We start from the raw sequence: 18,740 nt of genomic DNA, 5'->3' as shown, positions 1-18,740 counted from the left end.
CCGTCGAGGGACGGCCAGGTTCGGGGGCAGGCCGGTCAGGCCGCCTTGCGCTGCGCGCTGCCGCTGACCTGCTCGCACACGGCCCTGGTGACTTGCAGGGTCGTCGCGGTGCCGCCCAGGTCACGGGTGTGCAACGACTTGTCGGCCGTGACCTTTTCGATGGCCTGCATCACACGCCGGGCGGCATCGGTCTCGCCAAGGTGCTCCAGCAGCATCACGACCGACCAGAAGGTGCCCACCGGGTTGGCCAGGCCCTTGCCCATGATGTCGAAGGCCGAACCATGGATCGGCTCGAACATCGACGGATAGCGGCGCTCCGGATCGATGTTGCCTGTGGGCGCGATGCCCAGGCTGCCGGCCAGCGCTGCGGCGAGATCGCTCAGGATGTCCGCATGCAGGTTGGTCGCGACGATGGTGTCGAGCGATGCCGGGTTGTTGATCATGCGGGCCGTCGACGCGTCGACCAGTTCCTTGTCCCACTTGACGTCGGGGAACTCCTTGGAGACCTGCACCGCGATCTCGTCCCACATCACCATCGCGTGGCGCTGTGCGTTGCTCTTGGTGATGACGGTCAGCAGCTTGCGGGGGCGAGACTGCGCCAGCCTGAATGCGAAACGCATGATGCGTTCGACGCCCGCGCGGGTCATCATCGACACGTCGGTTGCCGCTTCGATCGGGTGGCCCTGGTGCACGCGACCACCGACGCCCGAATACTCGCCTTCGGAGTTCTCGCGAACGATGACCCAGTTGAGGTCGTCCGGGCCGCAGCGCTTGAGCGGACCGTCGATGCCGGGAAGGATGCGCGTGGGGCGGACGTTGGCGTACTGGTCGAAGCCCTGGCAGATCTTCAGGCGCAGGCCCCAGAGGGTGATGTGGTCGGGAATGTGCGGGTCGCCGGCCGAGCCGAACAGGATGGCATCCTTGTCCCGGATGGCGTTCAGGCCGTCGTCCGGCATCATCACGCCGTGCTCGCGGAAGTAGTCGCCGCCCCAGTCGAAGTTCTCGAACTCGAACTTGAAGCCGCTGCCTGACGAGGCCAGCGCTTCCAGCACCTCCTGGCCGGCCGGCACGACTTCCTTGCCGATGCCGTCACCGGGGATGGTTGCGATCTTGTATGTCTTCATGCCTTTGTCTCCGAGGGGTTGTTGGGGTGAAGGGGTAGGCGTACTGTAAGAACTCGACACCCCGTTGGCACGGCGCTAAAGTGAATCCATTGTTAACCTCAGTTCAACGGTGAAGCGCCCATGACGAATGCAATCCAGCCGGCGGACCTTGGCTTCTTCTCGACGCTCGCCAGCGCGGGGAGCCTCAGCGCGGCGGCACGCGAACTCGGCGTCACGACCCCGGCGGTGAGCAAGCATCTTGCACTGATGGAGTCGCGCGTGGGCGTGCTGCTGGTCAACCGGTCGACGCGCCGCATGAGCCTCACGCCCGAAGGCGAGATGTACCTGGAGCATGCGCGGCGCATCATCGGCGAGATCGACGGCATGGAGGAGCTGCTCGGCGTGTCGAAGGCAACGCCGCAGGGCCTCCTGCGGGTCAACGCCACGCTCGGCTTCGGCCGCAGTCACGTGGCGCCGTTGATCTCCAGGTTCGTGCGCAAGTACCCGCGGGTCGAGCTGCAGCTGCAGCTTTCGGTCAACCCGCCCGCGCCGACCGAAGATCTCTTCGATGTCTGCGTGCGCTTCGGTGCGCCGCCGGACAGCCGGGTGATTGCAAGGCATATCGCCGCGAACCGTCGCTTGCTGTGTGCTGCGCCGGCCTATCTGGCCAAGCATGGCGTTCCGAAGGTGCCGAACGACCTGACGAAGCACAACTGCATCGGCATCCGCCAGGGCGAGGAAGCCTACGGCGTGTGGCGGCTTTCGAGCGGGAGGAACCGCAATGCGAAGACCGAAGCCGTGAAGACAAGGGGCAGCCTGGCGACCAACGACGGCGAGATCGCCGTGAACTGGGCGCTCGAAGGCCACGGCATCCTGATGCGGGCCGAATGGGACATCGAGCGATACCTGCGCAATGGCCGCCTGGTGCAGGTGTTGCCTCAGTATTTCACGCCGGACGCGGACATCTACGCGGTCTATCCCCAGCGCCACCAGCTGGCCGCCCGGGTCCGGGCTTTCGTGGACTTCCTGGCGCTGTCGTTCACTCAGCAGGCGGCGGGTGCGAAGGCGTAGTCTGGATTCGATGCAGAATCGCCGAGTCCTTCAGGAGATCCGCATGCGAGCGTTTCAGACCGTGCCGATGGATGGGGCGCCAGGGCGCTGCGAAGCCCTGGCTGCCCTCGGACATGGACTGACTGCATGAGCCGCCGACCCGTGTGCATGCGCCGGTCGCGATGCGCCGGCTCGAGTGAAGCCGCGTCATGAACGCCGAAGCGGCGCATCGACCTGCGCGCTGGACGCGGCCCTGGAAGGCCTTCCTGCTGGCGATGACGCTGTTCTGCATCACGCTCGACCTCGGGTCGCTCGTGCACTGGGAGCGTGGCATGACGCCCCAGACCACAGGCACGCTGGCGGTCGAGGTCGATCTTGCGGACCACGAAGGGTGGGCGCGCATCATCGGCCTGGGGGCACATTCCCCACTTGCCGAAGCCGGGGTGCGGGTGGGCGACGCGCTTCGCTTCGACCGTCCGGGCGATGGCTACAACACCGCAACCCGCAGCAACTACCGCGCACTGGGCGTCGACGAGCAGATCGGCGTGGCGGTCCGCTCGGGCGGCCAGACGCGGCACCTGCTGCTGCAGCCGGCGCCGAACCTGGAACTGTGGGCGGCGCCGCTCGGCGATCTTCTGCCGGCCGTGCGCGCGAGCTGGTTCTTCATCGGGATGCTCTACATCGCCCTGGGCTTCGCCATCGGATGGTCGCGCCCGAACAGTGGCCCGATGCGCGCGTACGCCCTCATGCTGATCGCCTCCGCGCTGCTCGCGGCATCGACCCGAATGCCCGGCAGCGCACTCCAGAGCGGGCTGGCCGTGCTATGGCCTCTTTTTTTCGCGACCAAGTTCGTCTGCGTCAGCGGCTTCGCCCTGAGCTTTCCGGAAGGCTCTTCGCACTGGCGTCGAACCTGGGTGCGCAGGAGCTTCGGCGTGTTCGCCGGCCTGTTCTTCGCCGTGACGCTGTGGCGGCTGGCCCACCGGATGCACCTGCTGCCCGAGCTGCTGGCGCCGGGCCTGCGGCTGGCCGATCAGTTGTTCGTGGTGCTCCTGCCAGTGTCGCTGGTGGTCGTGCTGGTCGCCTACGGCTTCACATGGGCCAGGAGTGCCGGCGCGATCCGCCAACGCGCGGCGTGGCTGGCCACCGCCTCGGTCTTCGAATACTCGTACATCTTCTTCATGCCGCTCATGAGTCGGGTTGCGTTCGGCTTCTCGCCCGCAGCCGAGGCCCTCTACGCCGTCACGCAGTTGCTCTTCATCGGCACGCTGGCCTACGCCATCCTGCGCCATCGGGTGTTCGACTTCGGCTTTGCCCTCAACCGCCTGGCCGTGTGGCTCACGGTCGTGGTGGGAATGGCTGTGGTGGTGGCCGTTCTCAATCGCGTCTTCGCCGAGCCGCTGCAACTGGCACAGCGCGGCCGTGGCCTGGCGTTCGATGCTGCCACGGCGCTGCTGCTGGTCGCGCTTTTCAAGCCGCTGCGCCGGGGCGCCGAATCCCTCGTGCAATCGCTGTTCTACGTCGGGTGGAAGGCGCGCGAGGCAGCGCTGCACACTTCGCTGAATTCGGCAGCCCACCTGCACGGTCGCGATGCGATGCTGACGCACACCATGGGCGCCATCAGCGCCTATGCCGCCGGCGCCGGTGTGGCGGTCTACCAGCTGGCGGGCGCGCGCAGCGCCGGCGTGGCGAGTGCGACTTGCCTCGCGTCCACGCTGCCAGGTGCGCCGGACCCGTTGCTGCTCGACGATCCGGCGCTGCACCGCATCCAGGCAAGGCGTCGCTCTGCATCGCTGATCGCTTTCGCGGGCGACGAGTGCCTGGTCATGCCCATGACCCACCGCGACGAACTCACTGGCTTCCTCGTGTTGGCTGGCAAGCCCGACTTCAGTGCCTACCGGCCTGACGAAGTGCGCGCCGTGGCCCGCGCCACCGCCTTGCTCGACCAGGATCTGCAGGCCGAGGCTGCGCGCGCGCGCAGCCAGGCGCTGGAGGACAAGGCAGCCGCCGAGCTCGAGGCCCGACGCGCTGCCGATGCGGCCAACGAGGCAAAGAGCGACTTCCTGGCGACGATTAGCCACGAGATCCGCACGCCCATGAACGGTGTCATCGGCATGAGCGGCGTGCTGCTGGATTCCTCTCTGACGCCGGACCAGCGCGACGTGGCCACGACCATCCGCGACAGCGGCGAGGCGCTGCTCACGATCATCAACGACATCCTCGATTTCTCGAAGATCGAGGCCGGGCGCATGGATGTGGAATCGCATCCCTTCGATCCGCGTGCCTGCGTCGAATCCGCGCTGGGGCTGATTCGTCCCCGCGCGAGCGAGAAGAACATCGAGCTGGTCGCCACCATCGCCGACGACGTGCCCATGGCGGTGTCGGGCGATGCCACGCGGCTGCGGCAGGTCCTGCTGAACCTGCTGTCGAACGCGGTCAAGTTCACCGAGCGCGGAAGCGTGGCACTGACGGTGCGGCGTGGCACGGGCGACATGCTGGCCTTCGCAGTCCGGGACAGCGGCATCGGTCTTTCCGAGGCGGGCATCGCCAGGCTGTTCCACCGCTTCAGCCAGGCCGAGGCGAGCACCACGCGCAAGTACGGCGGCACGGGCCTGGGGCTCGTCATCAGCAGGAAACTCGCAGAGCTCATGGGCGGTAGCATGACAGTGGAGAGTGCCGGTCCCGGGCACGGCTGCATCTTCAGCTTCAGCGTCCTGGCGCCGGCCGCTGCACCCGCGGACGCCCCGGCGGTCGCGAAGCAGGTCGCGACCGATCCCGGCATGGCGGCACGCCATCCGCTGCGCATCCTGCTGGCCGAGGACAACCTGGTGAATCAGAAACTCGCCATGCGCCTCCTGCAGCAGATGGGCTACCGCGCCGACCTGGCCAGCAACGGCGTGCAAGCCATCGAGAGCATCGCGAGCCGGCCTTACGACGTGGTGCTGATGGACGTTCAGATGCCCGAGATGGATGGCCTCGAAGCCTCGCGCACGATCACCGCCAGGTGGCCGCCGCACGAGCGCCCGCGCATCGTGGCAATGACCGCCAACGCCATGCAGGGTGACCGCGAGGAGTGTCTGGCCGCGGGCATGGACGACTACATCGCCAAGCCGATCCGAGTGGATGCGCTCGTGGAGGTGTTGGCCAGCGCGAAGAGTCGGCCGGGTTGACGGGTCCGCCCGGTCGGCGGCATGGGCCGGTCGGGCAGCGCCACCGCAGTGGCCAGCGCGCAATCCGCCAGCCTGTTCCGGATCCTCTTCTGGGATTGCTGCTCTTGGTCTCAGGCGCGCGGGCATCAGGGTTTACGCGAAAACCGGGCCCATCGCCGTGCGTCTACCATATGGACAAGCATCCACAATATGGACACGAGATCATGCCTATCGATGAATCGGACCCGAACCCGAAGACGCCATACCAGTACCCGAACCCGCCCGATGCACTGCCGGAGATCGTGGTGCCCCACGCGATCCCGATCGATGAGCGCCTCTGGGTGCCGCAGGCCGAGAACGTCTGGTTCCGGCCCCTGTGCCTGAACGCGAGCCAGGGCTACTGGATGAACCTGTTGCGGGTGCGCAAGTCGGGCGTTCTGAGCCGCCATCGGCATCCGCAGGCGGTGCATGGCTTCGTGCTGAAGGGCCGCTGGCGCTACCTCGAGCACGACTGGGAAGCCACCGAGGGCAGCTACGTGTTCGAACCCCCGGGCGAGACGCACACGCTCTACGTGCCGGAGGACGTGGAAGAGATGATCACGTACTTCCAGGTCAACGGCGTCATGTACTACACCGATCCCTGGGGCAAGGGCATGGGCTTCGAGGATGTCTTCACCAAGATCGACATGTGTCGCCAGCACTTCGAAGCGGTCGGCCTGGGCGCGGACTTCACCAAGCAATTCATTCGATGAGCGCGGGCTACGGCCGCGCGCGCTACGACTTCGTCGATGCGGTCGCGGTGGTCACCGGTGCGGCGAGCGGCATCGGTGCCGAAGTCGCCAGCCATCTGCGGCGCTGCGGTGCCCGCGTCGCGGCCTGGGACATGGCCGCGCAGGGTGACGATGTCGATGCCTGGCAGGTCGACGTGACGGACCTGGCCGCCCTCGAGCAGGCCGCGCGCGAAGTCGTGGGCCGCTTCGGGCGCATCGACTTCGTGGTCAATTGCGCGGGATTCGCCGGACCGACGGAGGCGCTGGATGCCTGCGACACCGTGCTGTGGCAGCGCGTGGTGGAGGTCAACCTGGTCGGAACCTTCAATGTCTGCCGCGCCGTGCTGCCTCATCTGCGCGCGGCGGGAAAGGGCCGCATCGTCAACATCGCATCGCTGGCCGGCAAGGAAGGCACGCCCAATGCATCGGCCTACAGCGCGGCCAAGGCGGGCGTGCTCGCCCTGACCAAATCGCTCGGCAAGGAACTGGCGACGACCGGCATCCTGGTGAATGCCATTGCACCGGCGGCGGTGCGTACGCCGATCCTCGATCAGATGTCGCCCGCGCACGTGCAGACCATGATCGACAAGAGTCCGATGCAGCGCCTGGGCGAGAGCGCCGAGGTGGCCGAGATGGTCGCCTGGCTGTGTTCGGGTTCGTGCACCTTCAACACGGCGGCCGTGTTCGACCTTTCGGGCGGACGCGCCAGCTACTGATTTCGCTTCCCACAACCACTGGAGACATCCGATGAATCGTTTCGCCCACAACCTGCGCCGTCTCGCGGTGCTCGCCATGCTGCCGGCCGCACTCGCCGCCGGGCAGGCCACGGCACAGGTGCGCGACTTCCCCAACAAGCCCATCGAGCTGGTGGTGCCGTTCCAGCCCGGCGGCGGCACCGACGCGCTGGCACGTGCCTTCGCCGATGCCACGCGCAAGCACATGCCGCAGAGCATGATCATCGTGAACAAGCCCGGTGCCAGCGGCGCCATCGGCTGGCAGGACGTGATCAATGCCAAGCCGGACGGCTATCGTCTCGCCGTGGTGACGGTGGAACTCACCACGTTGCCGCACATGGGGCTGGCCAAGTTCACCTATGACGACTTCACGCCCATTGCGCGCCTGAATGCCGACCAGGCTGCGATCACGGTGCGTGCCGACGCGCCGTGGAACACCATCGAGGAGTTCATTGCAGCGGCGAAGAAGGACAACGGCAAGCTCAGCATGGGCAACGCCGGCAACGGCTCGATCTGGCACCTGGCGGCCGCGGCACTCGAGGACAAGACCAGCGTGAAGTTCAACCACACGCCGTTCCAGGGCGCCGGCCCCGCCGTGCTCGCCTTGCTGGGCGGACACATCGACGCCGTGGCCGTGAGCCCCGCGGAGGTCACGACCTACGTGCAGGCCGGCAAGCTCAAGACGCTGGCCGTGATGGCCGACCAGCGTGTCAAGGGCTTCGACAAGGTGCCGACGTTGAAGGAGCGCGGCATCGACCTGACGATCGGCACCTGGCGCGGCATCGCGGCACCGAAGAACACGCCGCCGGAGGTCGTCGCCTACCTGAAGGACCTGAGCAAGAAGGCCGCCGACGAGCCGGCCTTCCGCGAAGTGCTCGACAAGCAGAACCTCGGGTTCGCCTACGCCGACGACGTTGCCTTCAAGGCGGTCATGGCCAAGGACAGCGCCTACTTCAAGACGCTGATGGGCAAGCTGGACATCAAGAACTGAGCGCGAACGACATGAGCTACCAGGCAGGAATCTTCAAGGGCAAGCGGGCCCTGGTGTCCGGTGCCACGCAGGGCATCGGTGCCGTCATCGCCAACCATCTGGCCGCGCTCGGCGCCGAGGTGACGGCCATCGGCCTGGGCAAGGGCGACGGTTCGCTCGATGCCGCGGTCGAGGTGAGACAGGCCGACGTGACCTCGGCCGAGAGCCTCGGTTCCGCGCTGGATGGCATCGCGCAACTGGACATCGTGTTCAACTGCGCCGGCATCATCCAGCGTGGTGCCGAGCACGATCTCGAGGTGTTCCAGAAGGTGCTGGAAGTGAATCTCACGGGCACCATGCGGGTGTGCACCATGACGCGCGAACGCCTGAAGTCGAGCGGAGGCTGCATCGTCAATACCGCCTCGATGCTGAGCTTCTTCGGCGGCGGCCTGGTGCCCGGCTACGCGGCCAGCAAGGGCGGCGTCGCGCAGCTCACCAAGTCGCTGGCGATCAGCTACGCACCGGACGGCATCCGCGTGAACGCGATCGCGCCCGGGTGGATCGCAACGCCGTTGACGAAGCCCTTGCAGGACGATCCGGCGCGCGCCGGTCCCATCCTGGCGCGCACGCCGCTCGGACGCTGGGGCACGCCTGACGACGTGGCGCGCGCCGCGATGTTCCTGTGCACCCCGGCCGCATCGTTCATGACCGGTGTGATCCTTCCGGTGGATGGTGGCTACATGGTGGCCTGACGAGCCCGGTCGGCCATGTCCCGTGGTGCGGACGCAGGGGTACGGATAATGTCCGGTCACCTTCCGCACCTCCTTGATCTCAATGCCTGCACCCCGGTCTTCTCCCACTGCCAAAGCTTCCCCGCCTTCCAGTTCGCAGGCGCAGGTCGCGGGCACGGCGTCGTTCTCGAAGTTCATGCACGTGCTGCAGCTGGTGGCCGACGCGGAGGAGCCGATGTCGGTCGGCGCACTGATGCGCGCCAGCGGCTACCCACGGCCCACTGTCCATCGGATCGTGGCCGCACTGATTTCCGAGCGCATGCTGGCCGAGAGTGCCGGCGGCGCCAGCCTGGCTCTGGGGCCGAGGCTCATCCAGCTCGCGAGCCGCAGCTGGGGGAGATCCGAACTGCGTGTCGCGGCCGTCGACGAACTCAAGCGACTGCGTGACCTGACAGGGGAGACCGTTCACCTGGCGGTCCCCAACGGCTCGAGCATGGTCTATATCGAGAAGCTCGAAAGCCCGAGTGCCGTGCGGATGAGTTCCCGGATCGGCACCAGCGTCTTTCTGCATTCGACCGCAGTGGGCAAGGCGTACCTTGCGGCACTCGATGACGGAACCTGCAAGGCCCTGCTCAAGGACCTCCCCATGCCGCGCCACACCGAACACACGACAGTGAAGGCTGCCGCGCTGCGAGCCCAGATCCTTGAGGCCCAGGCGCGCGGATGGGCGATGGACAACGAGGAGAACGAGCCGGGCATTCAGTGTTTCGGTGCCGCGATCCGCAATGCCGAGGGGGTGCCGATCGCGGCCATCAGCGTGAGCACGCTGGTGTTCCGGCAGAAGGCGGATGCGGAGCGCGCCTACGTGGCGCCACTGCTCGAGGCCTGCCGCACGGTGTCCGAGCGGATCGCGAATGCGCCGTTCTTCTCGGCCGAATGAGCGCCGCCGGACCCATGATTGCGCGGTCACTCATCCGGTCGTCGCCCAGGTTCGAGGGCGCGCGTCCGCTCACCAGGTCCAGCGCATCCCCGCGTTTCCAGCCAGCGCACGTTGACGAGAACCGCCGAGGTTGGTGATCCAGTTGGCCGTGACGAAGGTGCTCATCGACCGGTTCCACCTGGCGACGATGCCGGCGCCGAGCTGGGCACTCGTCTGTCCCACGCCGGTGTCGATGCCGGTCAGGCCGAAGGTCGTGGTGTCGTCCGAGCCGAAGCCGCGCAGTACGCTCAGTCGCATGTAGGGCTGCCAGCGTGCGCCGCCGGCGTCGAAGTTGCCCTGCAGTCGCACGCCGAGGCGGGCGACGAAGGTGTTCCCGCTGTCGAAGCGAACGGTCGAGACCCGGTCGTAGCCGTCGTCGATGGAGAGGTGCTGCCAGAGCAGCTGAGCCTGCGGTTCGATGACCAGGCCGTCGGCGATCGTGAACGGCATGCCGCCTTCGGCGGAGGCCGTGAAGGCGCTGCCGTTGGGGTCGACACCCAGGAACTGGGTGGACCTGGAATCGACCTTGAGCGAGCTGCCCATCAGGACGGCGTCGGTGTACCAGCCGCCGGCCCCGACCTGCGTCCAGTAGCCGCCGAGGCTGGTGGACTCGACCGACAGATGACCGACCCCGAGGCCGGCTCGGCCGAGGGCAAGGCCGTCGACGTCCCCGCTGGCCCGCGCGAAGCCGGCGAAGATGCCGTAGCGATTGCGAATGCCGCTTTCGCTCAGATGGGCGTAGATGTCCTGGCCGGCCTGGATGCCGTAGGTCGAGCCGTCGAAGTTGGGGTCGACGGTGCCCGAGCCGCGCGCCTCCGTGTGGCCGCCCCACACGCGCCCCCAGGACGACGACAGGGTGCCGGCATCCGTCAGCAGCGACTGCTCGCCCTGCCGCTCATGGAAGGTCGCGATCTGCGAGACGCCCAGCCGTCGGGCCACGCCGGGCGCGGCCGCATAGAGCGGAACCTCGGGGCGATACAAGGCCACGGCGGTCGGTCCGGGGGCCGGCAGCGCAGGTGAGCCCTCTGCGGGTATCGGTGTCGGAGTCTGGGACGAAGGATCCGTGACGTGCGGCACCGTGTTGCGCAGGTACCAGTCGTCCGACGTGCCTGCCGTCACGCCGCCCTTCGCAAGGTAGTAGGAGAACGCACCGGCCTGCACCGGCGAGGCGAGCGTGAATGCGCCGGCGGCGGTGGTGGCTCCGTTCGTCGCCGACACCACCTGGATGCCGCTGCCCACGGTTTGCGCGCCGGTGCCGCCCACGTTCGAGACCGCCAGGCGCGTCGCTCCGCTGGCACTGCCGCCGGAGATCACGAGCTTGTCGGAGGCCGAGCCATCGATGCCGACCACCGTGTTCAGGCCGACCGTGCCGTTCTGCCCGATGTAGCTGCCGATCACCACCAGCTGGTTGCCGACGCCCCGGCCGCCCACCTGCACCAGGCCGGCGTTGGCGAGCGAGCCGTTGATCGTGAACGTGCCGCCGGGGCCACCGGCGAAGAGGGGCATCGCATCGGCCACGCCGATCGTGCCGGCGTTGCTCACCGCGCCCGTCACGGCGCCGTAGCCGCCGAGGCTGGCGCCGGCTGCAACGGCAATGTTGCCGCCGCCGGCAAGCGCAGCGGCGGGATGGCGCACGTCGCCGATGGCCAGGGTGCCGGCTGCGACGGTCGTGCCTCCGGTGAAGCTGCTCGTGCCATTCATGACGAGACTGCCGGTGCCGATCTTGGTCAGCATGCCGCTGCCGGTGACCGGCTGCGCCAGGGTGGTCGTGAAGGACTGCGTGTCGATCGTGCCGCCGCCGGCGCCCAGCTGCACGGCCCGCGTGGCTCCGAGATCGAATCCGCTGGCGAACTGCAAGGTGCCACCGCCGAAGTTCAGTCCGCCCGCGGCCGCGCCCAGCGCGTTGTCGGCTGCGACCGCGAGCACGCCCTGATCGATGTTCGTGCCGCCCGCATACGTGTTGCCGCCGGCCTCTGCAGGTGCCAGCGTCAGCTTGCCGGCGCCCGACTTGGTCACGGCGCCGCTGCCGGCGATCATGCCGCCATACGTGCCTTCGGTCTGCTGGGCGAACCGCACCAGGCCGTTGTCGGTGACGGCCAGGGGCAGTGTCTGTGCGGTGGCCTGGAGCGTCGCGCCGGGATCGACCAGCGCGCTGGTGTTCGGACCCAGTGGGCTCAGCAGGTTGAGGGTGCCGGTCTGCACGTGTGCCCGGTCGAAGGTGCCGCTGCCGGTCCAGTCCCACGCCGTGCCCTGCATCGTCAGCGTCTGGAAGTTGGTGAAAGCATTGGCGGCCGTGCCGGTGCCCTGCAGCGTCACGCTGTCGATGCCGTCGCCGCCGTCGGCCGTGCCGATGATGGTGGAGCCGGTCTGCAGGATGAGGAAGTCGGCGCCGCCGCCGCCCATCGAGATCGCGGTTCCGGCGTTGCTCTGGATCAGGCCTGCGTTGACGATGGTCGTGCTGCCATTGAGGGTGCGCACGGCCGCGGCGGTCTCGCTCACGATCCGGCCGCCCGGAAGATTCTGGATCGTGGCGGTAAAGCTGGAACCGGCCGTGTTGGAGAACACCGCGTCCGATCCGCTGCCCGTCGCGGTGATCGTGCCGCTGTTCAGCAGCTGGTCGTTGTTGCCCTGCAGATAGGCGGCCGGGCTGGAGGCGCCGGTCGTCGACAGCGTGCCGCTGTTGTTGATCGTGCCGCTTCCACCCAGGATGGAGGCCGCGCGGGCATTGCTCCCGGCGGTCGACACCGTGCCGGTGTTGATCAGCGTGTTGTTGAGCTGCCCCTGGTTGGTCTGTCCCCAGGCGGCGGTCATCCCGAAGGCGCTGGGGCCGGTCGTCGTGATGCTTCCGTGGTTCGTGAGGGTGTTGCCGCTGCCGTTGGCGGCCATGCCGTCGTTGAAGGCGCCGGTCGTGGCGATCACCGCGCCCGCCGCGTTCGTCACCTGGTTGTTGTTGCCGGTGCCCAGCAGGCCGGCGCCGCGGGCCGTTCCGGTTCCGCCGCCACCGGTGAGCGTGATGCGGCCGCTGCTCGCGATCGCGCTGCCGGTATCTACGGAGAAGCCCACCGGGGCCGTGGTGCGCGCGAAGGTCGCAATGGTGGTGGCATCGATGCCGATCGACACCCCGGTACTGCCCGGCTGCGCCAGCACGGGCGCGACGGTCGGTCCCGAACAGACGACGGTGGTGCCGCTCGCAGGGTTGCTGTCCGTGCAGGCGGCAAAGGCCGAAGGGCCGAAGGCGCTCGCGACGAGTGCGGTGCCGACGGACAAGGTCGCCGAGCGCAGCTTCGCGATGCGTGGGGGTCGTGGCATGTGGCCTTCGGGGCCCGGGGACTTCGACGGATGCATGTGTGGCTTCTCTTCGCGTTGCTGGATTACGGCCGAGCGTAGCGGCGCTTCGGGTCGTCGAGGCGGTGTTGCTTCGGGTGGAATGTGATTGCCGTTGCATGCCGGCGCCACGCGCCTCGGACGCAAGCAAAAACACGCAGGCGGGCGTTCGTGATTCACCTAGCTGCCGTCGCGTTCGATGTCGGCGAGGACGACGTCGGGCCGCGATTCGATTGCGCGCTGCACCAGGGATTCACCGTCGGACACCACGTCGACCAGATCGAACGCGGGCGCCAGGAACTGCGCGATGGCGTCCGCAACCAACCGGTGTTCGTCGGCCAGCAAGACGCGAGGCCGCGACGGCGGGTGCATCGAATCGTGAGTCTCTCCAACCATTGGCCGCTTCTTCTTCCTCAGCACTGAAGGGGTAGCGAATCATTATGAAGTAAGCCCAAGGCACCATGCTTGCCTACGTAAAAACTTGATGAATGGCTCGGCCTTCTGCGAAGGGATCGCCACAAGTTGTCGTTCCCATCGTCAACCGACGAAGCGGGCGATAGACTGCCCTGGCGCCGGGCGTTGATCGCCCTGCATGTGCTTTCGTCAACCAAGGGACGCTCATGTTCAAGAATCGTTGTGCTGGCGTACTGCTGGGGCTTTTCCTTCCGCTTGCCGCAGTGCAGGCGGCCGTCGTGGTCGATGCGAAGGAGGCACGAGCCATCGCGAAGGAGGCCTACGTCTATGGCTTTCCGATGGAGGACAGCTACCGCACGATGTACGCCTTCTCGATCGCGAAGGGCAATCCCGAATACAAGGGACCGTTCAACTCGGTGCTGAACATCGCGCGCGTGTTCACGCCGGAGGACAAGGCCTTCGTGACGCCGAACTCCGACACGCCCTACACCTTCCTGGGGCTGGACCTGCGCGCCGAGCCGATCGTGCTGACGCTGCCCCCGATCGAGAAGAACCGGTACTACGTCTTCCAGATGATGGACCTGTACACCTTCAACTTCGACTATCTCGGCACCCGCACGACCGGCAACGCAGGCGGCAACTTCCTGGTGGCAGGGCCGGGCTGGAAGGGCAAGGCGCCCCAGGGCATCACCAAGGTGATCCGCTCCGAGACCGAGATGATCAACGTCATCGGACGCACCCAGCTCTTCGATCCGGGCGACCTCGACAAGGTCAAGAAGATCCAGGCCGGATACAAGGTGCAGCCCTTGTCGGCGTTCCTCGGCAAGCCGGCGCCGCCCGCGCTGCCCGAGCCCGACTGGATCAGGCCGCTGAGCCCTGCCGACCAGCGCAGCTCGCTGGAGTTCTTCAATGTGCTGAACTTCGCGCTGCAGTTCGCACCGACCCATCCGAGCGAGAAGGCACTGCGCGCACGCTTCGCGAAGATCGGTGTCGAGCCGGGCCGCCACATCGACGTGGCCGCGCTTGCGCCCGACATCAAGGCCGCGATGCAGGACGGCATGGCCGACGGGCAGAAGGCGATCGACGCCCGGCGCACCGCGCTCGGCGGCAAGATCGACACGCTGTTCGGCACGCGTGCCTACATGAAGAACAACGACCTCGATCGTGCGGTCGGCGCGCAGGTGGGAATCGGCGCCAATTCCAGGGAAGAGGCTCTCTATCCGATCTACGAGAAGGACGCGAGCGGACAACCGCTGGACGGCAGCAAGGGGCGCTACACGCTGCGTTTCGCGAAGGGGCAGATGCCACCGGTGAACGCGTTCTGGTCGCTCACGATGTACGGCCTGCCCGACCAGCTGCTGGTGAAGAACGAGCTGAATCGCTACCTGATCAACTCCCCGATGCTGCCGGGACTCAAGCCCGATGCCGACGGCGGACTCACGATCTACATCCAGAACGAGTCGCCGGGCAAGGACAAGGAAGCCAACTGGCTGCCTGCACCCAAGGGGCCTTTCATGCTGACGATGCGCTACTACCTGCCCAAGCCTGAACTGCTGAGTGGCCAATGGAAGTCCCCAGTGGTCCAGGTCTCGCCCTGAAGAAAGCAAGATGATGATTCTCAGATCGAAGCTCGCCCTCGCACCCTGGACGCCGCTGTTCGCCGTCGGCCCCGCGGCCGCGCAGGCATCCGGGTCGCCTGCACAGGCTCGCGCCATTGCCAGGGACGCGTACATCTACGCATCCGCGATGCTCGAGAACTACAACACCATGTACAGGCAGCTCGCCGATCCGGCGGGCCGGGAATACGTGGGCGGCTTCGGCAAGTTCCGGCACTACTCGGAGCTCTACACGCCCGAGAACCACGACGTGGTGACGCCCAACAACGACACCCCCTATTCATGGGCCTGGCTGGATCTGCGCGCCGAGCCCTGGGTGGTGAGCGTGCCCGCGGTGCCTAACCAGCGCTACTACGTCCAGCAGTGGGTCGACCTGTTCACCTACAACTTCGCGTACGTGGGTTCACGCGCCACCGGCAACGGGGCGGGCGACTACCTGATCGCGGGACCGAAATGGAAAGGGCCGACGCCCCCTGGAATCCGGGAGGTGTTCCGCTCCGAGTCCGACATCGTGATGACGCTCATGCGCACCGCGCTCGACGGAGAGGCCGACGTTCCCGCAGTGCGAGCGGTGCAGGCCGGACATCGGGCCGGGTCGCCCCTTCGATGCCGCGAAGCTGCCGCCGGCGCTGCTGGCCGCGATCGACGCAGGCGTCAAGGACGCGCAGGCTGAGCTGGCGAAAAAGGTCGATGTCACGGTGTCGTCGAACGGGCTGTTCGGCACCCGGGCGGAACTCCACAGCGACTACATGAAGCGAGCGGTCGCGGCCACGATGGGCCTGTACGGCAACTCGCTGGTCGAGGCCTGGTACGGCGGCTATGTGGGCGACGGCAACACGTTGTCGACGATCCGCTTTGCACCCGGACAGTTGCCACCCGCGAAGTTCTTCTGGTCCATGACGCTCTACACGTTGCCCGACCGCTTCCTCTACGCCAACCCGCTCAAGCGCTACTCGATCGGCGACCGTACTCCCGGCCTCAAGCGCGATCCGGACGGCGGCCTCACGCTGTACGTCGGCAATGCATCGCCGGGTGCGGACAAGGAGTCGAACTGGCTGCCGACCCCGCAGGGTCGCTACAGCGCCGTCGGCCGCATCTACGGGCCGAGCAGGGAAGCGATGGACGGCACCTGGAAACTGCCGCCGCTCGCGCCGGTTTCGATGGGCAGGTGATCGGGAGCCGGGCCCCGGTTGCCTCGACCAGTAGGCACAAGGTCGCATTGCCGCAACGGACGCTTGGCCGCAAGATGTCACGTCCATGCGAATGCAGGCTCATCGTTTGCGGGTGACGATCGAGGGGCTAAGCTTCAACACGAGGAGAAATCTGAATGCAGAAACAATTCTTCAGCGCCGCAGCCATTGCCTGCGCCGGCCTGCTCATCGTCGGCTGTGCTGCCCAGACGCCGCCGGACACCATCGGCGGCTACAAGCCGCCCGCCATCTTCGGCGGCTTCATGTCGCCGCAGAAGTCGCGCACCGGCTGCATCGACGCGGTCGCGCGCTATCTCAAGGTTCCGCGCGACAGCGTCACCCCGACCAGTGACCAGCAGACCATGCAGGACGGCTACTACGTCGTCACGCTGAGCGTGGCCGGGCAGGCGCGACCCTACAACTGCACGGTCGACGAGAACGGCAACACCTCCGACGTGATCCGCGCGCCCTGAGCGCGATGGGGTGAAGGCGGTCAGGAGGAAGCAGCGGGCAGTATCGGCAGCTCGACGCGCGCGAGGCTGCGCGCCTCGTCCCGATCCAGGCCGAGCACGATCAGCAGCAGTTCGGCGGTATCCGAGCCGACTTCCCGCCAGGTTCCGAGGCCCTCGATCACCGGCAGCATGGCAGCCAGCGTGCTGCCGGTCAGCATGCCGACCATGGCCGGCAGTTGCTCGGGCCTGATGCGGTAGCGCCCGCTCTCCATGCCGGCGCGAAGGTTGACGGCGGGATCGGAGGTCAGCACGGCCTGCAGCGATGCGCTGCTGAGGGCAAATCGGCTCATGAAGCGGCCCCACAGCGGCTCTTCATGGGCCCTCCGGATATAGAGCCGCACGCCGATCGCGAGCTGATGCGCCCGATCCTCGACACCGACGAAGCCGAGCATGACGCGTTCGACCATGTCGCGTACCAGCTCCGCCGCCACCTCCTCGAAGAGCGAATCGATGTCGGGGACGTTGCTGTAGATCGTGCCGCGCGCCATGCCGGCCGCCATGGCCAGCTCGCTCACGCTGACCCGGGTGACGCCCTGCTCGGCAAAAAGCTTCATGGCCGCCGCCTGGATGCGCCGGCGAGCCGGGGTGGCCGGAATCGGTGTGACTGGGGTCATGACCAGATCATAGTTGTTCAAAAATGATCGAATAGGTTCTCATTTGAACGACGAGGGGCTCTTTAATTGAGCGTTTGTGTATCATGTTGAACACCATTGTTCAATCACCAGCTTGCCATGAACACGTCGCGTCGCACCCTTCCGGTCCTCCTTGTCGTCCTGATGGCCGCCGCCGGCATCGATGTGCGCGCCGGCAACGCGCCGCCGCAGCGCCCCAACATCGTGTACATCATGGCCGACGACCAGGGCTGGAAGGACGCCGGCTTTCATGGCTCCGACATCCGCACGCCCAACCTCGACAAGCTGGCGCAGGGAGGTGCGAGGCTCGAGCAGTACTACGCCCAGCCGATGTGCACGCCGTCGCGCGCAGCGCTGATGACCGGCCGCTACCCGCATCGCTACGGGCTGCAGACGCTGGTGATCCCGTCGGCAGGCACCTATGGCCTGGCCACCGATGAATGGCTGCTGCCCCAGATGCTGAAGGATGCGGGATACCGCACTGCCATCGTCGGCAAGTGGCATCTCGGTCACGCCGACTACAAGTACTGGCCACGGCAGCGTGGCTTCGACTACCAGTACGGCGCGGTGCTCGGCGAGATCGACTATTTCACGCACAGCGCGCACGGAACGCGCGACTGGTTTCGCAACAACAAGCCCGTGAACGAAGCGGGCTACGTCACCGAACTTCTCGGCAACGACGCGGTGCGGCTGATCAGGCAGCACGACACGAAGAAGCCGCTCTTCCTCTATCTGGCCTTCACCGCGCCGCATTCGCCCTACCAGGCGCCCCAGAAGTACGTCGACCGGTACGCCGGCATCGCCGACCCTTCGCGCCGCAGCTATGCCGCCATGATCACCGCGATGGACGACCAGATCGGACGCGTTGTCGATGAACTCGACAGGCGCGGCATGCGCGACAACACCCTGATCGTCTTCCAGAGCGACAACGGCGGCCCGCGCGACGCCCGGTTCACCGGCGAGGTCGACATGTCCAAGAGCGTCATCCCGGCAGACAACGGGAAGTGGCGAGGCGGCAAGGCATCGCATTACGAAGGCGGCACGCGCGTGCTCGGACTGGCGAACTGGCCCGGGCGCATTGCCGCCGGCTCGGTCATCGACCAGCCGATGCACATGGTCGACATGTACCCGACCCTGGCCGCGTTCGCGGGTGCCTCGGTCGCCAAGGCCAAGCCGCTGGACGGGCTCGACATGGGTCCGACGCTGACCGAAGGCAAGCCATCGCCGCGCACCGAGGTGGTCTACGGCATCGAGCCGTTCCGTGCCGCCGTGCGCGACGGGGACTGGAAGCTGGTCTGGCAGGCAACGCTGCCATCGAAGGTGGAACTGTTCAACCTCGCGCTGGACCCGACCGAGTCCGACAACGTCGCGGCGGCCCATCCGGCCAGGGTGCAGGCGCTGCAGGAGCGTGCCGCGGCGCTGGCCAGGGAAGGCGTGGCCCCGCTGATCATGAGCGAGGTGATCGGGGCCACCAGGCACACGCTCTTCGGCTCGGTCGTCACGCCGAGCGAACAGAAGATGCTCGAGCAGCAGCCGTAGCGCGCGGGCCTGCGACGAGGTCGGTATATT

At 67.0% G+C, this 18,740-nt stretch carries 16 protein-coding genes; 12 read left to right on the top strand and 4 right to left on the bottom strand.

What is annotated here, in order from left to right; translation table 11 throughout:
• Positions 1-35: 35 nt before the first annotated feature.
• The gene (locus tag QTH87_RS24335) at positions 36-1,124 is read right to left on the bottom strand and encodes a tartrate dehydrogenase (RefSeq protein WP_286612788.1); all 1,089 of its coding nucleotides are present in this window, start codon (positions 1,122-1,124) and stop codon (positions 36-38) included.
• 120 nt (positions 1,125-1,244) lie between these two features.
• Here QTH87_RS24335 and QTH87_RS24330 point away from each other — a divergent pair, with 120 nt between their 5' ends.
• The 7 genes from QTH87_RS24330 to QTH87_RS24300 all read left to right on the top strand — a co-directional run bounded on the left by QTH87_RS24330 (position 1,245) and on the right by QTH87_RS24300 (position 9,444).
• A complete protein-coding gene (locus QTH87_RS24330; RefSeq protein ID WP_286612786.1) occupies positions 1,245-2,174 on the top strand; it encodes a LysR family transcriptional regulator in 930 nt (309 codons plus the stop codon).
• Positions 2,175-2,362: 188 nt separating this feature from the next.
• The gene (locus QTH87_RS24325) at positions 2,363-5,320 is read left to right on the top strand and encodes a hybrid sensor histidine kinase/response regulator (protein ID WP_286612785.1); all 2,958 of its coding nucleotides are present in this window, start codon (positions 2,363-2,365) and stop codon (positions 5,318-5,320) included.
• A 203-nt stretch (positions 5,321-5,523) separates the two neighbouring features.
• Positions 5,524-6,051, top strand: a complete 528-nt coding sequence (locus QTH87_RS24320; protein WP_286612783.1) for a 2,4'-dihydroxyacetophenone dioxygenase family protein — start codon at positions 5,524-5,526, stop codon at positions 6,049-6,051.
• Complete coding sequence (locus QTH87_RS24315) at positions 6,048-6,785, top strand: SDR family NAD(P)-dependent oxidoreductase (protein WP_286612782.1); 738 nt, start codon at positions 6,048-6,050, stop codon at positions 6,783-6,785. The genes QTH87_RS24320 and QTH87_RS24315 overlap by 4 nt, the downstream gene beginning before the upstream one ends.
• A 31-nt stretch (positions 6,786-6,816) precedes the next feature.
• Positions 6,817-7,794: a tripartite tricarboxylate transporter substrate binding protein gene (locus QTH87_RS24310; RefSeq protein WP_444812835.1), complete on the top strand. Its 978-nt coding sequence runs from the start codon at positions 6,817-6,819 to the stop codon at positions 7,792-7,794.
• Between the two features lie 11 nt (positions 7,795-7,805).
• The gene (locus QTH87_RS24305; protein WP_286612781.1) at positions 7,806-8,525 is read left to right on the top strand and encodes an SDR family NAD(P)-dependent oxidoreductase; all 720 of its coding nucleotides are present in this window, start codon (positions 7,806-7,808) and stop codon (positions 8,523-8,525) included.
• Positions 8,526-8,607: 82 nt separating this feature from the next.
• Positions 8,608-9,444 (top strand): IclR family transcriptional regulator, encoded by an 837-nt coding sequence (locus tag QTH87_RS24300; RefSeq protein WP_286612779.1) that lies wholly within the window; start codon positions 8,608-8,610, stop codon positions 9,442-9,444.
• A gap of 69 nt (positions 9,445-9,513) precedes the next feature.
• Here the strand turns inward: QTH87_RS24300 and QTH87_RS24295 are convergent, their stop codons facing one another.
• Both QTH87_RS24295 and QTH87_RS24290 read right to left on the bottom strand, forming a co-directional pair.
• The gene (locus tag QTH87_RS24295) at positions 9,514-12,792 is read right to left on the bottom strand and encodes an autotransporter family protein (RefSeq protein WP_286612777.1); all 3,279 of its coding nucleotides are present in this window, start codon (positions 12,790-12,792) and stop codon (positions 9,514-9,516) included.
• Between the two features lie 195 nt (positions 12,793-12,987).
• Positions 12,988-13,152, bottom strand: a complete 165-nt coding sequence (locus QTH87_RS24290) for a helix-turn-helix domain-containing protein (protein ID WP_286612776.1) — start codon at positions 13,150-13,152, stop codon at positions 12,988-12,990.
• Between the two features lie 275 nt (positions 13,153-13,427).
• On the opposite strand from QTH87_RS24290, the gene QTH87_RS24285 reads away from it, so the two are divergent.
• The 4 genes from QTH87_RS24285 to QTH87_RS24270 all read left to right on the top strand — a co-directional run bounded on the left by QTH87_RS24285 (position 13,428) and on the right by QTH87_RS24270 (position 16,500).
• The gene (locus QTH87_RS24285) at positions 13,428-14,819 is read left to right on the top strand and encodes a DUF1254 domain-containing protein (protein ID WP_286612774.1); all 1,392 of its coding nucleotides are present in this window, start codon (positions 13,428-13,430) and stop codon (positions 14,817-14,819) included.
• Positions 14,820-14,829: 10 nt separating this feature from the next.
• A complete protein-coding gene (locus QTH87_RS24280) occupies positions 14,830-15,510 on the top strand; it encodes a DUF1254 domain-containing protein (RefSeq protein ID WP_286612772.1) in 681 nt (226 codons plus the stop codon).
• A gap of 76 nt (positions 15,511-15,586) precedes the next feature.
• Positions 15,587-16,009 (top strand): DUF1214 domain-containing protein, encoded by a 423-nt coding sequence (locus QTH87_RS24275; RefSeq protein WP_286612770.1) that lies wholly within the window; start codon positions 15,587-15,589, stop codon positions 16,007-16,009.
• Positions 16,010-16,164: 155 nt separating this feature from the next.
• Positions 16,165-16,500, top strand: coding sequence for a hypothetical protein (locus tag QTH87_RS24270; protein WP_286612768.1), 336 nt, complete (start codon positions 16,165-16,167; stop codon positions 16,498-16,500).
• Positions 16,501-16,520: 20 nt separating this feature from the next.
• Here the strand turns inward: QTH87_RS24270 and QTH87_RS24265 are convergent, their stop codons facing one another.
• Positions 16,521-17,153: a TetR/AcrR family transcriptional regulator gene (locus QTH87_RS24265; RefSeq protein WP_286612766.1), complete on the bottom strand. Its 633-nt coding sequence runs from the start codon at positions 17,151-17,153 to the stop codon at positions 16,521-16,523.
• A 117-nt stretch (positions 17,154-17,270) separates the two neighbouring features.
• On the opposite strand from QTH87_RS24265, the gene QTH87_RS24260 reads away from it, so the two are divergent.
• The gene (locus tag QTH87_RS24260; protein WP_286612765.1) at positions 17,271-18,710 is read left to right on the top strand and encodes an arylsulfatase B; all 1,440 of its coding nucleotides are present in this window, start codon (positions 17,271-17,273) and stop codon (positions 18,708-18,710) included.
• The last annotated feature ends 30 nt before the right edge of the window (positions 18,711-18,740 follow it).

It is taken from the genome of Variovorax jilinensis, assembly GCF_030316885.1.
Classification (GTDB): Bacteria; Pseudomonadota; Gammaproteobacteria; order Burkholderiales; family Burkholderiaceae_C; genus Variovorax; species Variovorax jilinensis.
The sequence above is the reverse complement of the archived record's forward strand: the minus strand, read 5'-3'. Positions and strand labels throughout refer to the sequence as shown.

Coding starts and splice junctions, on each gene's coding strand:
- QTH87_RS24335 (WP_286612788.1), bottom strand. CDS start 1,124: ATGAAGACATACAAGATCGCAACCATCCCCGGTGACGGCATCGGCAAG.
- QTH87_RS24330 (WP_286612786.1), top strand. CDS start 1,245: ATGACGAATGCAATCCAGCCGGCGGACCTTGGCTTCTTCTCGACGCTC.
- QTH87_RS24325 (WP_286612785.1), top strand. CDS start 2,363: ATGAACGCCGAAGCGGCGCATCGACCTGCGCGCTGGACGCGGCCCTGG.
- QTH87_RS24320 (WP_286612783.1), top strand. CDS start 5,524: ATGCCTATCGATGAATCGGACCCGAACCCGAAGACGCCATACCAGTAC.
- QTH87_RS24315 (WP_286612782.1), top strand. CDS start 6,048: ATGAGCGCGGGCTACGGCCGCGCGCGCTACGACTTCGTCGATGCGGTC.
- QTH87_RS24310 (WP_444812835.1), top strand. CDS start 6,817: ATGAATCGTTTCGCCCACAACCTGCGCCGTCTCGCGGTGCTCGCCATG.
- QTH87_RS24305 (WP_286612781.1), top strand. CDS start 7,806: ATGAGCTACCAGGCAGGAATCTTCAAGGGCAAGCGGGCCCTGGTGTCC.
- QTH87_RS24300 (WP_286612779.1), top strand. CDS start 8,608: ATGCCTGCACCCCGGTCTTCTCCCACTGCCAAAGCTTCCCCGCCTTCC.
- QTH87_RS24295 (WP_286612777.1), bottom strand. CDS start 12,792: ATGCCACGACCCCCACGCATCGCGAAGCTGCGCTCGGCGACCTTGTCC.
- QTH87_RS24285 (WP_286612774.1), top strand. CDS start 13,428: ATGTTCAAGAATCGTTGTGCTGGCGTACTGCTGGGGCTTTTCCTTCCG.
- QTH87_RS24280 (WP_286612772.1), top strand. CDS start 14,830: ATGATGATTCTCAGATCGAAGCTCGCCCTCGCACCCTGGACGCCGCTG.
- QTH87_RS24275 (WP_286612770.1), top strand. CDS start 15,587: ATGAAGCGAGCGGTCGCGGCCACGATGGGCCTGTACGGCAACTCGCTG.
- QTH87_RS24270 (WP_286612768.1), top strand. CDS start 16,165: ATGCAGAAACAATTCTTCAGCGCCGCAGCCATTGCCTGCGCCGGCCTG.
- QTH87_RS24265 (WP_286612766.1), bottom strand. CDS start 17,153: ATGACCCCAGTCACACCGATTCCGGCCACCCCGGCTCGCCGGCGCATC.
- QTH87_RS24260 (WP_286612765.1), top strand. CDS start 17,271: ATGAACACGTCGCGTCGCACCCTTCCGGTCCTCCTTGTCGTCCTGATG.